This window comes from Microbacterium sp. Leaf159, assembly GCF_001423615.1.
In the GTDB taxonomy this organism is placed as follows: Bacteria; Actinomycetota; Actinomycetes; order Actinomycetales; family Microbacteriaceae; genus Microbacterium.
In genome coordinates this window covers 2,094,281-2,107,300 of record NZ_LMOU01000001.1, presented here as the reverse complement: position 1 = coordinate 2,107,300, position 13,020 = coordinate 2,094,281, and the positions used below count along the sequence as shown (strand labels likewise).

General features: G+C 68.9%; 10 protein-coding genes. 6 read left to right on the top strand and 4 right to left on the bottom strand.

The window, feature by feature from the left end:
* Nucleotides 1–108: 108 nt before the first annotated feature.
* The 4 genes from ASF80_RS09855 to ASF80_RS09840 all read left to right on the top strand — a co-directional run bounded on the left by ASF80_RS09855 (nucleotide 109) and on the right by ASF80_RS09840 (nucleotide 6,730).
* The gene (locus ASF80_RS09855) at nucleotides 109–1,335 is read left to right on the top strand and encodes an extracellular solute-binding protein (protein ID WP_056310298.1); all 1,227 of its coding nucleotides are present in this window, start codon (nucleotides 109–111) and stop codon (nucleotides 1,333–1,335) included.
* 64 nt (nucleotides 1,336–1,399) lie between these two features.
* On the top strand, nucleotides 1,400–3,022 hold the full coding sequence (locus ASF80_RS09850; protein ID WP_056310296.1) for an ABC transporter permease subunit: 1,623 nt from the start codon (nucleotides 1,400–1,402) through the stop codon (nucleotides 3,020–3,022).
* On the top strand, nucleotides 3,022–3,933 hold the full coding sequence (locus ASF80_RS09845; RefSeq protein WP_056310294.1) for a sugar ABC transporter permease: 912 nt from the start codon (nucleotides 3,022–3,024) through the stop codon (nucleotides 3,931–3,933). Before ASF80_RS09850 ends, ASF80_RS09845 begins: the two co-directional genes overlap by 1 nt.
* A gap of 31 nt (nucleotides 3,934–3,964) precedes the next feature.
* Nucleotides 3,965–6,730, top strand: coding sequence for a glycosyl hydrolase 53 family protein (locus ASF80_RS09840; protein WP_082488258.1), 2,766 nt, complete (start codon nucleotides 3,965–3,967; stop codon nucleotides 6,728–6,730).
* 56 nt (nucleotides 6,731–6,786) lie between these two features.
* Here the strand turns inward: ASF80_RS09840 and ASF80_RS09835 are convergent, their stop codons facing one another.
* Complete coding sequence (locus ASF80_RS09835) at nucleotides 6,787–7,629, bottom strand: alpha/beta fold hydrolase (protein WP_056310293.1); 843 nt, start codon at nucleotides 7,627–7,629, stop codon at nucleotides 6,787–6,789.
* Between the two features lie 95 nt (nucleotides 7,630–7,724).
* Between ASF80_RS09835 and ASF80_RS09830 the strand changes: the two genes are divergently transcribed.
* Nucleotides 7,725–8,288, top strand: a complete 564-nt coding sequence (locus ASF80_RS09830) for a TetR/AcrR family transcriptional regulator (RefSeq protein WP_056310289.1) — start codon at nucleotides 7,725–7,727, stop codon at nucleotides 8,286–8,288.
* A 99-nt stretch (nucleotides 8,289–8,387) separates the two neighbouring features.
* On the top strand, nucleotides 8,388–9,182 hold the full coding sequence (locus tag ASF80_RS09825) for a TspO/MBR family protein (RefSeq protein WP_056310288.1): 795 nt from the start codon (nucleotides 8,388–8,390) through the stop codon (nucleotides 9,180–9,182).
* Between the two features lie 9 nt (nucleotides 9,183–9,191).
* On the opposite strand, the gene ASF80_RS09820 is transcribed toward ASF80_RS09825, so the two are convergent.
* From ASF80_RS09820 to kdpC, 3 genes are read right to left on the bottom strand one after another with little or no spacing between them, the layout of a single operon-like run.
* Entirely contained in the window at nucleotides 9,192–9,863 is a 672-nt protein-coding gene (locus ASF80_RS09820) for a response regulator (RefSeq protein ID WP_056310286.1), read from the bottom strand.
* Nucleotides 9,860–12,394, bottom strand: a complete 2,535-nt coding sequence (locus ASF80_RS09815) for an ATP-binding protein (RefSeq protein ID WP_414845664.1) — start codon at nucleotides 12,392–12,394, stop codon at nucleotides 9,860–9,862. Before ASF80_RS09815 ends, ASF80_RS09820 begins: the two co-directional genes overlap by 4 nt.
* Nucleotides 12,394–12,993 carry a potassium-transporting ATPase subunit KdpC gene (gene kdpC / locus ASF80_RS09810; RefSeq protein ID WP_056310284.1) on the bottom strand — a complete coding sequence of 200 codons (600 nt, stop codon included), beginning with the start codon at nucleotides 12,991–12,993 and terminating at the stop codon, nucleotides 12,394–12,396. The genes ASF80_RS09815 and kdpC overlap by 1 nt, the downstream gene beginning before the upstream one ends.
* Nucleotides 12,994–13,020: the final 27 nt, after the last annotated feature.

Below are 13,020 nucleotides of genomic sequence, written 5' to 3'. Positions count from 1 at the left end.
TCAGCACCACCCGCACCACTCAGCACCACCCGAACACCAGCACCACCCACTCACACCCGGTCGCGATGACGCGAAGCGCATCGTCGGCCACAACAGATAGGAAAACGCATGCGCAAGCACATCGGAGTCGGCGCACTCGCTCTGTCCGCAGTCGTCCTCCTGGCAGGCTGCTCGGCCGGCGCACCGGAGGGCGGCGACGACACGGCATCCGGCGACGGGGCCGAGCTCGTCATCTGGACGGATGCAGAGCGCGAAGCCGCGATCACCGCTGCCGCCGAGGCCTTCGAGGAGGAGACCGGAGCCAAGGTCACCCTCGTGCAGAAGAACTTCGAGGACCTCCGCAACGACTTCATCGCTCAGGTTCCGACCGGCGAGGGCCCCGACATCACCGTCGGCGCGCACGACTGGCTCGGCGCGCTCGTCGCCGCCGGTGTCGTCGACACGATCGACCTCGGCGACAAGGCATCGGAGTTCGAGCAGGTCGCCCTCGACGCCATGACCTACGACGGCCAGCTCTACGCGCTGCCGTACTCGCTCGAGACCATCGCGCTGGTGCAGAACGTCGACCTCGTCGGCGCCGAGGCTCCCGCGACCTGGGACGACATGATCGCCAAGGGCGTCGCTGCAGGCACCGAGCGTCCGTTCGTCATCAACACGGGCGGCGAGACCGGTGACGGATACACGATGTACGGACTGCAGACCTCGTTCGGCGCCCCCGTCTTCGTGCAGGATGACACCGGTTCGTACACGAGCGAGGTCGGCATGGGCGGAGCGCCCGGCGAGGCCTTCGCCAGCTGGCTCGGCGCCAACGGCTCGAACGGCACCGGCTACATCTCGACCACGGTCGACTACGACATCAACAACGAGCTGTTCGCCTCGGGCAAGGCTCCGTACACGATCCAGGGACCGTGGGCGATCAGCGCGTTCGAGGGTGTCAACGTCGCCGTGAACCCGATCCCGTCTGCCGGTGGCGAGACCGCCGCACCCTTCGTGGGGGTGCAGGGCTTCTACCTCTCGAGCAAGAGCAAGAACGCGCTCCTCGCCCAGGAGTTCCTCACGAACTACCTCGGCACCGAAGACGCGCAGCGCGCTCTGTACGAGGCCGACCCCCGCATCCCCGCATGGTCGACGCTCGCCGACGAGGTCTCGTCCGACCCGATCACGGCCGGCTTCGTGGCCTCCGCTCAGTCCGGCGTGCCGATGCCGTCGATCCCTGAGATGGGATCTGTCTGGGACCTCTGGAATGCCGCTCAGGCGCAGATCATCAACGGCGCCGACCCGGTGTCGACGTGGAACACCATGGTCGCCGACCTCGAGACGACTCTCGCCGGTTGATCCTGCCGGACGGGGAGGGGCCCGAACCCCTCCCCGTCCTGCGATCCGCAGACAGGACGCACACATGACGATCCAGGCACCGCCCACCGAGGCGCCCACCCCTGTGGTGAAGCCTTCGCGCGAATCCCACGCCCGCCGTTTCCGCGGTCTCGGCTGGGGCTTCCTCATCAAGCTGGCCCTGATGGCGCTGGTCAACGCCTTCGGCATCATGACGGCGATCTCGGCGTGGAGCGCCGAGTCGTGGATCGTCCTCGGCGTCGTCGTGCTGCTGGTGATCATCGCCGACTGGGTGTATTTCACCCGTCGGGCGCTGCCGCTGAAGTACCTGCTCCCCGGCCTGATCTTCCTGCTCGTCTTCCAGATCTTCATCTTCGGCTACACCGCCTACATCGCCTTCACGAACTACGGCACCGGCCACGTCGGCACGCAGGAGCAGGCGGTCGAGGCGGCTCTCATCCAGGGCGAGCGCCGTGTCGAGGGCTCCTCCGAATATCCGCTGTCGATCGTCGAGCGCGGCGGTGAACTCGGCTTCGCGATCGTCGACGACGACGGTGATGTGCAGGTCGGGTCGGCCACCGAGCCGCTGTCCGATGTCTCGGGCGCCGAGGTCGGCACGACCGGTGCTCCCAGTGAGGTGCCCGGCTGGACGGTCGTCCCGCGGGCGTCGGTGCTGACGGATGCGACGCTCGGCGCGACGATCCAGGAACTCCGCGTTCCGGTGTCGGACGACCCGAACGACGGCTCGATCCGCACCAGAGAGGGATCCACCGGAGCGGTCTACGAGCCGACGCTGGTGTGGGATGCCGAGGCGCAGACCATCACCGACACGCAGTCGGGCACGGTCTACACCGCCTCGGATCTCGGGGCGTTCGTCGCCGAGGACGGCACGGCGCTGCCGACGGGGTGGTCGGTGAACGTCGGGTTCGCCAACTTCCTCAAGCTTTTCACCGATGCGAACCTCGCCGGCACCCTGCTGAGCGTCACGGTCTGGACCTTCGCGTTCGCGATCCTGTCGGTCGTGCTCAGCTTCGCCGTCGGACTCGGGCTCGCGATCGTCTACAACGACCCTCGGGTCAAGGGGCGGCGGTTCCTCCGGGCGCTGTTCATCCTCCCGTACGCGTTCCCGGCGTTCATGGCCGCACTGCTCTTCCGCGGCATGTTCAACGCCGAGTTCGGCGTGATCAACGACCTGTTCTTCTTCGGCTCGCAGATCAACTGGCTCGGCGACCCGTGGCTCACCCGAGCAGCGGTGATCTTCGTGAACGTGTGGCTGAGCTACCCGTACTGGTTCCTCGTGTGCACGGGTGCGCTGCAATCGCTCCCGGGCGAGACGCTCGAGGCCGCCGAGATCGACGGGGCGAACAAGCTGCAGCGCTTCCGCTCGATCGTGCTGCCGCTGCTGCTCGTGTCGACAGCGCCGCTCCTGATCGCCTCGTTCGCCGTCGCGTTCAACAACTTCACCGTGATCTACACCTTCAACAACGGCGGGCCGGCGATCGCCGGGGCTCCGTACGCACTGGGTTCGACCGACATCCTCGTCTCGGCCATCTACGACGTCTCGGGCGTCTCGGGTGGTGCGGCCGACTACGGCCTCGCGAGTGCGCTGTCGATCATCGCCTTCATCGTGGTCGGTCTCATCTCAGCGCTGAGCTTCCGACAGACCCGCAAGCTCGAGGAGTACCAGTGATGAGTGAGACCAGAGTCATCGTGACGGGTTCAGCGAAAGACGCGGAGGCCGCGCGTGCGGGTGCGCGTCGACGTCGGTGGTGGGGCGAGGTCGGATGGAAGTACATCCTGGCTGCCGTCGTGCTGTTCTTCGCCGCCTTCCCCCTCGTCTATGTGCTGTCGGCGTCGCTCAACCCGAACGGCAGCCTCGCGGCATCCAGCGCTCTGTTCAGTGCGTTCGATCCCGCCAACTACATCGCCCTCGGCGAATCGCGCTACTGGGTGTGGTTCGGCAACACGCTGCTGATCGGCGGCGTGACCGCGGTCGGCTCCGTGCTCATGGGCGCCTGCGGGGCATACGCGTTCTCGCGCTTCCGCTTCAGCGGGCGGCGGGCGAGCCTGACCACGCTGCTCGTGCTGCAGATGTTCCCGCAGGCGCTGGCGTTCATCGCGATCTTCCTGATGCTGCAGACGATCGGCGATGTCGTGCCGGCCCTGGGCATCAACTCGAAGATCGCCCTGATCTGCGTGTACCTCGGCGGCGCTCTCGGCGCGAACACCTTCCTCATGTACGGCTTCTTCAACACGATCCCCGTCGAGATCGACGAGTCGGCGAAGATCGACGGAGCCAGCCACGCGCAGATCTTCTGGCGGCTCATCATGCCGCTGGTCGTGCCGATCCTCGCGGTCGTCGCGCTGCTCGCTTTTCTCGCGGCCTTCGGCGACTTCATCCTGTCGAAGATCATCCTCACCTCCGAGGACAACTGGACCCTCGCCGTCGGCATGTACCAGTGGGTCTCGAACCAGCTGACCTCGCGCTGGGGGCTCTTCGCCGCCGGTGTCGTGGTCGCCGCCGTGCCCGTGCTCGCGCTGTTCTTCTCGCTGCAGAAGTACATCGTCGGCGGGCTCACCCAGGGATCCGTCAAGGGCTGATCCCCTCTTCCGCACTGCTCGAAAGGCCGTCATGCACCGTCGCACGCGTTCCCTTCTCTCCACCGCCCTGGCAACGGTCACCGCCGTCGCCCTGATCGGCGTCGCGCTGCCGGCGTCGGCCGCGTCCGTCTTCTCTGCTGCGGTCTCGGCTGCGGCGGACGATCCGGTGGATGCCACCATCACCGTCCCCCGGGTCGAGGACCTGCCCGACGACTTCATCGGCGGCGTCGACGTCTCGTCGGTGCTGTCACTCGAGGCGTCGGGCGTGGTCTTCCGTGACTCCGACGGCGCACCGGGCGATCTGTTCGAGATCCTCGCCGACGCCGGGGTCACCGACGTGCGGGTGCGCGTCTGGAACGACCCGTTCGACGCGAACGGCAACGGCTACGGCGGCGGTGACGTCGACGTCGAGCGGGCGATCGAGATCTCGCAGCGCGCGACGGATGCCGGACTCGGCGTGCTCGTCGACTTCCACTACTCGGACTTCTGGGCTGACCCCGCCAAGCAGCAGGTGCCGAAGGCCTGGGAGGGCATGACGGCCGATCAGGTCGCCGCCGAGGTGGGAGTCTTCACCCGCGACGCCGTGCGACGCCTCGTCGATGCAGGCGTCGATCTGCGCATGGTGCAGGTCGGCAACGAGACCAACGGCGGGGTCGCCGGTGTGCGCGGCTGGGACGACATGGCGAAGGTGTTCTCCGCCGGCGCTGCGGCCGTGCGGGCGGAGGCGCCCGACACGCTCGTCGCGCTGCACTTCACGAACCCCGAGCGCGCCGGCTTCTATGCAGACGTCGCCGCCCAGCTCGACCGCCGCGACGTCGACTACGACGTGTTCGCGTCGTCGTACTACCCGTTCTGGCACGGGACCCCCGAGAACCTCACGGCCGTGCTCTCGCACGTCGCCGAGACCTACGGCAAGAAGGTCATGGTCGCCGAGACCTCGTGGGCGTTCACCCTCGACGACGGAGACGGCCACGGCAACGTCGTCGACCTGCCGTCCGAGGCGACGCAGTATCCGGTGAGCGTGCAGGGGCAGGCCGATGCGGTGCGTGCGGTCGTGCAGGCGGTCGCCGACGTGGGCGAGGCCGGCATCGGCGTCTACTACTGGGAGCCCGCGTGGCTGCCGGTCGGCCCTCCCGCGCAGCTCGAGCAGAACAAGGCGCTGTGGGAGCGTGACGGATCGGGATGGGCGTCGAGCTTCGCGGGCGAGTACGAGCCCGAAGACGCCGGGCACTGGTTCGGCGGATCCGCGTGGGACAACCAGGCGCTGTTCGGCTTCGACGGCACCGCATCCGACGCGCTGAACATCTTCTCGTACGTGCGCACCGGCGCTCAGGCCCCTCGCGCCGTCGAGTCGGTGCAGCCGGTCGCGCTGCCGGTGACCGAGGGCGATGCCGTCGAGCTGCCGGGCGAGGTCACCGTGCTCTACAACGACGGGTCGTCGGAGAAGCAGGCCGTCACGTGGTCTGACGCCGCGCAGTACATCGAGGGCATCGGCGAGTACGCCATCTCGGGAGTGACGGATGCGGGCCTCGCCGCCACTGCGACCGTGACCGTCTCGGCCCGGAACTTCTTGCGGAACCCCGGCTTCGAGGCTGCGGACACGAGCATGTGGCGGCCGACCGGATCGGGTCTGACTCTGCGCGCCTGGGACGACCCCCGCAGCGGCACGCACTCGGCGCACTTCTATGCGGCATCCGCGTACTCGTTCGAGCTCTCGCAGACCGTGACGGGACTGCCCGCCGGGTCGTATGTCGCGCGCGCATCACTGCAGGGTGACGGCGAGGGGGCCGACGGGCGAGTGGCGCTGTCTCTGTCTTCCTCTGCGGTGACGGGTGCGCCTGCGGTCTTCGGGCTCGACGGATGGCGGGTGTGGTCGACGCCGACCACCGAGGCGCTGCAGGTCGGCGCTGACGGCACGGCTGTGGTGCGGCTCGCGGCTGCTCTGCCTGCCGGGGCGTGGGGCACGATCGACGACTTCGAGCTCGTTCGCGAACCCGCGGTCGGTGCCGACACCTCGACGCTGCGGGAGCGGCGAGATGCTGCCGCCGCCCTCGACCTCGCGGCTTATGTCGAGTCGTCGACGGCCGTGGTGCCCGGTGCGATCGGCCGGGCCGACATCGTGTTGTCCGCGGCGAGCCCGAGTGCCTCTGCTGTCGCCGGGGCACTGGACGCTCTGGATGCCGCGGTCGATGCCCTCGTGCTGAAGGATGCTGCGACGGCCGCGCCGGCTCGCGGGGTGCTCTCGCACGACAACGGTCACGACACCGGACTGCTCGACGGCGACTTCACGCTCACCATGAACATGTGGTGGGGGCAGAACGCGACGAAGCTGCGGGTGTTCGAGAACGGCGTCCTGATCTCGACCGTGCCGCTGACGTTCGGGGGTACTTCCGCGCAGGTCGCTCGGGTCGCTGTGGCCGGGAAGAAGAACGGGACGTACGTCTACACCGGCGAGCTCGTGAACTCGCGCGGCGTGACCGCGGTGCAGCCGGTGACGGTGAAGGTGAAGGATGCCGCTCCCGGCACCCCGGTGCTGTCGGCTGACAACGGGGACGGCGACGGCTCGTACACACTCACCGCCGACATGTGGTGGGGCACGAACGCGACGTCGTACCGCCTGTTCGAAGACGGCGTGCTGATCTCCGAGGGTGACATGGTCGCGAGCAGCCCCGCCGCGCAGCGGGTCTCGGTGCCGGTCACCGGCCGTGCGGTGGGGAAGCACTCCTACCGCGTGGAGTTCGTGAACGCCGCCGGGAGCAGCGAGAGCAAGACGCTGACGCTGACGGTGAAGCGCTGACAGCGCGAGAGCCCGGCATCCTGAGGTGGATGCCGGGCTCTCGGGCCGGTCGCGGATTACTTGCTGAGGAAGTCCTTCAGCGCGGCGTTGACCTCGTCTGCGTGGGTCCAGAGCAGACCGTGCGGCGCGCCCTCGACCTCGACGTAGGTCGCGGCGGGCACTGCCTGGTGGAACCGGCGGGCTGTCGCATCGATCGGCAGGATGTTGTCCTTGGTGCCGTGCAGGATCAGCGTGGGCTTGCCGGCGTCGCGCACCGCGTCGACGTCTCCGCGGAAGTCCTCGATCCATGACGACACCACGGCGTAGGCGGCGACGGGGGCGCTGGTGATCGCGACGTTCCAGCTGCCGGTGACGGCCTGCTCGCTGATGCGCGATCCGAGGTTCTCGTCGAGGTTGTAGAAGTTCTTGTAGAAGTCGGTGAACCACGCGAAGCGGTCGCCCTTGGCAGCGGCCTCGATGCCATCGAAGACCTCCTGCGGCACACCCTCGGGGTTGTCGTCGCGCTGCACGAGGAAAGGCTCGAGGGACGCGAGGAAGGCGAGCTTCGCGATGCGCTCGTGTCCGTACTTCGCGACGTAGCGGGCGAGCTCTCCGGTGCCCATCGAGAATCCGACGAGCACGACGTCACGCAGATCGAGGGTCTCGAGCACGGTGTTGAGGTCGGCGGCGAAGGTGTCGTAGTCGTAGCCGGCGTTGACCTTCGACGACTGACCGAAGCCGCGGCGGTCGTAGGTGATGACGCGGTAGCCCTGAGCGAGGAGTTCGCGGGTCTGGCGCTCCCAGCTGTGGCCGTCGAGCGGGTAACCGTGGATCAGGACGACGGGCTGGCCCGATCCCTGGTCTTCGTAGTAGAGCTCGATCGGGGCGCTGTTCTCGTTTCCGACGGTGATGTAACCCATGATCCTGATCCTTTCGGTTCGGCGAGAACGATCGTTCTCACCTGATGTGCTCCACACTAGAGAACGGTCGTTCTCATGTCAAGTACACTGGGAGCATGACGGACGGAACAGTGCGTGAACAGATCCTTGCGGCGGCCGACGAACTGTATTACCGCAAGGGCTACGCGGCTGTCGGCATGGATGAGCTGCGGGCCGCGGCCGGGGTCTCGCTGCGCAAGCTCTATGCGCTCTTCCCCTCGAAGACCGACATCGTCACCGCTGTGCTCGCGCGCAAACACGCGGAGTGGGAGTCGGGGCTGACGGGGGCTGTGGCGGATGCCGGGGCCGACCCCCGCGACCGCCTGCTCGCCGTGTACGGGTACCTCGAGGACTGGTTCTGCGCCGACGACTTCCGTGGCTGCGCCTTCATCAACGCGTTCGGTGAACTCGGTGGCACGAACCCCGAGGTCGCGCAGATCGTCCGTGACCACAAGGCCTCGTTCCAGGCCTACATGTCGGGACTCGTGGTGGATGCGGGGGCGCCGGCGTCTCTTGCCGCGCAGCTGTCGATCCTCGCGGAGGGTGCGCAGAGCACCGCCGCCATCGCCGCGGATCCGCAGGTCGCCGTGCAGGCGCGCAATGCCGCCGAAGTGCTGATCGACGCGGCCGTCGCCGCCTGAGCGCGCCGCGACAGTGTCATTTAGCTAGCCTGGCTAGCGTTTCTGGATGCCGGTGTCAAGGCTCCTGCGCACCCACCCGCTCGCGCGTAGGTTGCGAGCATGGAATCCCGGACGCAGGACATCGCCCGACAGTCGTTCATCATCGCCTCGGCCACCTTCATGCTGATAGCCGCGGCGGTCGGATCCGGTGCCTTCGGCGGCACCTCGGTCAGTGAGCTGCAAGACGGAGCGCTGTCGGCGGAGGGGTCGTACCTCGCCCCGGCCGGCCCCGCCTTCTCGATCTGGTCGCTGATCTACATCGGCCTGATCGCGTATACGGTGTGGCAGGCGCTGCCGGCGCAGCGGGCAGATGAGCGCCAGCGCGCAGTCGGCGGATGGATCGCCGCATCCATGATCCTCAACGGACTGTGGCTCGTGACGGCGCAGTTCTTGTCGCTGCCCCTCACGGTGCTCGTGATCGCCGTCCTGCTCGCGACCCTCGCCCGTGTCATCGTGATCCTCGGACGCAGCCGCGCCCGCACCTGGCCCGAGCGCATCGTCGTCGACGGAGCCAACGGTCTGCATTTCGGCTGGGTGACGATCGCGACCGTCGCCAACGCCACGGCGTGGCTCACGCAGATCGCCCCCGAGAGTTGGGCCGACCAGGCCGAGATCTGGGCGGTCGCCGTGCTCGCCGTCGTGCTCGTGATCGGTGTCGCCTGCGCGCTCGTCACCAAGCGCATCGCCCCCGCCCTCGCGACGGCGTGGGGTCTCGGCTGGCTCGCGGTCGGTCGCTTCACCGGAGAGCCCGAGAGCACCGTCGTCGGCATCGCCGGGATCATCGTCGCTGTCGCCCTCGTCGCAGCCGGCGCGTTCGGCGTCCTGCGTCGGTCGCGGGCAGACGTCGCGGCCTGAGCGCAGAGCTCAGAGCACGAGCCGGTAGCCCATGCCCGACTCCGTCAGCAGGTGCTCGGGCGCGCTGGGCTCGGCCTCGAGCTTCTTGCGCAGCTGCGACATGTAGAGCCGCAGGTAGCCAGAGTCCGACACCTGCTCACTGCCCCAGATCTCCTTCAGCAGATCCTGCCGGGTGACCAGGGCTCCAGGGTGCCGCGCGAGGTGCTCGAGCATGCGCCACTCGGTCGGGGTCAGGTGCACCCGCGATCCTGCCCGGGTGACGGTCTTGGTCGCGAGGTCGACGACCACGTCGCCGAACCCGACGGTCGACTCTCCTCCCACCGGCACCGACCGGCGAGAGAGCGCACGGAGCCGCGCGAGCAGTTCGTCGACCTGGAAGGGCTTGGTGACGAAGTCATCGGCTCCGGCATCCAGCGCCTCGACCTTGTCGGCGGACCCGGTGCGCCCCGACACGACGATGATGGGCACGTTCGTCCATCCGCGGAGCGCCTGGATCACCTCGATGCCGTCGAGCCGCGGCATCCCGAGGTCGAGCATGATCAGGTCTGGGTGCGTCTGCGCGGCAGCGGCCACGGCGGCGGCCCCGTCGGGAGCGACGACGACCTCGTATCCGTGAGCGGAGAGCGTGATTCGCAATGCCCGCACCATCTGGGGGTCGTCGTCGGCGATGAGGAGCTTCACTCCGTCTCCTCCTGCAGGGGATCGGGCTCTGCCGCCAGGGGCAGCGAGATGACCATGGTGAGTCCACCGCCGGGGGTGTCCTCGGGTGTCAGGGTACCGCCCATGCCCTCGGCGAATCCGCGCGACAGGGCGAGGCCGAGGCCGAGTCCGGTGGTGTTGTCGGTGTCGCCGAGCCGCTGGAACGGCTGGAAGATCTCATCGCGCTTCTCGGCGGGGACCCCGGCGCCGCGGTCGATGACGCGGATCTCGGCGTGGTCGCCGATCGTGCTGGTCGAGACGATCACCCGGCTCTCGGAGGGCGAGTGGCGGTACGCGTTGGCGATCACGTTCACGAGCACGCGCTGCAGCAGCACCGGATCAGCCGAGGCGGCGGGCAGCTCGGCATCGAGTGCCAGCTCGACATCCGACGGACCGAGACCCAGCTCATCGACGGCGGCGAGCACGGGGCCCGCGACGTCGAGTCGCATGGTCGAGACAGCCAGCACGCCGGCCTGCACCCGACTGACGTCGAGCAGGTCGGTCACCAGCGATGACAGGGTCGCGAGGCTCTCGTCGGCCGTGGCGAGCAGTTCTTCCCGGTCGGATGCCGACAGCGAGTGCGCCGCGCGCAGCCCGCCGATCGCGGCGACGGCCGAGGCGAGCGGTCGGCGCAGGTCATGGCTGACCGCCGAGAGCAGGGCGCTGCGCACCTGATCGGTCTCGGCGAGGGCGGCGACTTCGCGTGCGGTCGCGCGCAGGTCGGTGTGCTCGATCGCCGCGGCGAGCTGCGCGACGATCGCGTCGAGCAGTCGTCGGGCCGGAGTGTCGAGGGGCTCCCCGTGCAGTTCGAGCACAGCGGGCGCAGGCCCGGATCCGACGGCGATCGTCGTGGCGCGGCCGTCGGGCACCGGTTCCCCGTCGCTCGCCAGCACCTCGCCGTCGGCGCTGAGCAGCCGCACGCCGGTGAGGCCGAACGCCTCGCGGGTGCGGCTGACGAGGGCGAGCACGGCGTTGTCTCCGCGGAGCACGTTGCCGGCGACCGCGGCGAGCAGTTCGGCTTCGGCGGCGGCACGTTGAGCGGTGCGGGCTCGCCGGGCCGCCTGGTCGACGATGATGCTGACGAGAATGGCGATCGTCACGTACAGCGCGAGGGCGAGCACATGCAGCGGATGCGCGATGGTGATGGTGAAGAGCGGAGCGACGAACAGGAAGTCGAGCGTGACGCCCGACAGCACCGCCGCGAAGACGGCCGGTCGCAGCCCTCCCACGAGGGCGACGATCACGACGAGCAGCTGGAAGGCCAGCACCTCGACGGTGATCGACTCGGGGCTGCGGAACGCGAACATCGCCCACGACAGCAGCGGCCCGAAGACGAGCGCCACCGCGAACCCGAGCAGCTGACGTCGCCATCCGAGGGCACCGCCGGTGATGCGGGGGAGGGCGACGCGTCCGCCCGCGGCAGCGTGCGTGACGATGTGCACGTCGATGTCGCCGGAGCGGCGGATGACCTCGGATCCGATGCCCGGTCCGGTCAGCGCCGCCGCGAGACGCCCGCGCCGGCTGACGCCGATCACGAGCTGCGTGGCATCCGCGCCCTGTGCGAACTCGACGAGGGTCTCGGGGATGTCGTCGCCGATGATCTGGTGGAAGCTGCCGCCGAGTGACTCGACCAGAGAGCGCTGCGCCGCAAGAGCACCCGGGGTCTCGTCGCGCAGTCCGTCTTGGGCTGCGACATGCACCGCGAGCAGCTCGCCGCCGGCCGACCGTGCCGCGATGCGCGCCCCTCGGCGCAGCAGCGTTTCACCCTCCGGGCCACCCGTGAGCGCGACGACCACGCGCTCGCGCGCCTGCCACGCGCCCTCGATGCCGTGGTCGGCGCGGTAGCTGCGCAGCGCGCTGTCGACCTCGTCGGCCAGCCACAGCAGTGCGAGCTCGCGGAGTGCTGTGAGGTTGCCGAGGCGGAAGTAGTTCGACAGGGCTGCGTCGATCCGCTCGGCGGGGTAGACGAGTCCGGCCGAGAGACGGTCGCGCAACGTCTGCGGGGCGAGGTCGACGACCTCGATCTCGTCGGCCGCCCGCACCACGGCATCCGGGATCGTCTCCTGCTGCGCGATGCCGGTGATCTTCTCGACCACCGCGTTCAACGATTCGATGTGCTGCACGTTGACGGTCGTGACGACGTCGATGCCCGCGTCCAGCAGCACATCGACGTCCTGCCAGCGCTTCTGATTCTGCGACCCGGGGGTGTTCGTGTGGGCGAGCTCGTCGACCAGGGCGATCTCGGGGCGGCGTGCGAGCACGGCATCCAGATCCATCTCGCTCAGCGGCACGCCCCGGTGCAGATCGGTGCGACGGGGAACCTCGGGGATGCCGATGGTCTGCGCCGCGGTCGCCGCGCGCTCATGCGTCTCGACGATCGCGATCACCACATCGCGGCCCTCATCGAGCAGCCGGCGTCCTTCGACGAGCATCTCGAAGGTCTTGCCGACACCGGGGGCTGCGCCGAGCAGCACGCGGAGTCGGCCGCGCCGCGGCATCCGCTCTGCCGTCATCAGCCCTCCTGCTCATCGAGCGCGAGATTGAGTTCGGCGACGTTGATGCGTTCTGCGCCGAGGAATCCCAGATCCCGCCCTTGAATCCTAGACTCCACGAGGTCGCGCACCTGCTGTTCGGGCATGCCCCGCTCGGCCGCCACCCGAGGCACCTGCAGCAGGGCGTAGGCGACGCTGATGTGCGGGTCGAGGCCCGAGCCCGAAGCGGTCACGGCGTCGGCCGGCACAGCCTCGATGCTCACGCCCTCCCGCTCGGCGATGGCCGCCTGGCGCTCGCCGATCGCCGCGACGAGGTCGGGGTTCTCCGGGCCCAGGTTGCTGCCGCTCGACCCCGCTCCGTCATAGCCGTCTCCGGCGGCCGAGGGACGCGACTGGAAGTACTCGGGAAGCGCCTCGCCGTCGGCATCCGTGAAGGACTGCCCGATCAGCGAGCTGCCCTTGCCGTCGGCGAGCGGGGAGCCGTTCGCCTGGAACGGCAGCAGCAGCTGGCCGATGCCGGTGACGACCAGCGTGTAGCCGACGCCGAGCACGAGGGTGAGCACGAGCATCGCGCGGATCGCGACGCCGGTGGTGCGGGCAGCGGTGCGGGAGGAGGACATGAGAGGCCTTTCAGAGGCGAGAGGGAA

Excerpts from the sequence above, each read along its gene's own strand:
- ASF80_RS09840 (WP_082488258.1), top strand. The coding sequence starts at position 3,965 with ATGCACCGTCGCACGCGTTCCCTTCTCTCCACCGCCCTGGCAACGGTC.
- ASF80_RS09830 (WP_056310289.1), top strand. The coding sequence starts at position 7,725 with ATGACGGACGGAACAGTGCGTGAACAGATCCTTGCGGCGGCCGACGAA.
- ASF80_RS09855 (WP_056310298.1), top strand. The coding sequence starts at position 109 with ATGCGCAAGCACATCGGAGTCGGCGCACTCGCTCTGTCCGCAGTCGTC.
- ASF80_RS09835 (WP_056310293.1), bottom strand. The coding sequence starts at position 7,629 with ATGGGTTACATCACCGTCGGAAACGAGAACAGCGCCCCGATCGAGCTC.
- ASF80_RS09845 (WP_056310294.1), top strand. The coding sequence starts at position 3,022 with ATGAGTGAGACCAGAGTCATCGTGACGGGTTCAGCGAAAGACGCGGAG.
- ASF80_RS09825 (WP_056310288.1), top strand. The coding sequence starts at position 8,388 with ATGGAATCCCGGACGCAGGACATCGCCCGACAGTCGTTCATCATCGCC.
- ASF80_RS09850 (WP_056310296.1), top strand. The coding sequence starts at position 1,400 with ATGACGATCCAGGCACCGCCCACCGAGGCGCCCACCCCTGTGGTGAAG.
- ASF80_RS09815 (WP_414845664.1), bottom strand. The coding sequence starts at position 12,394 with ATGACGGCAGAGCGGATGCCGCGGCGCGGCCGACTCCGCGTGCTGCTC.
- kdpC (WP_056310284.1), bottom strand. The coding sequence starts at position 12,993 with ATGTCCTCCTCCCGCACCGCTGCCCGCACCACCGGCGTCGCGATCCGC.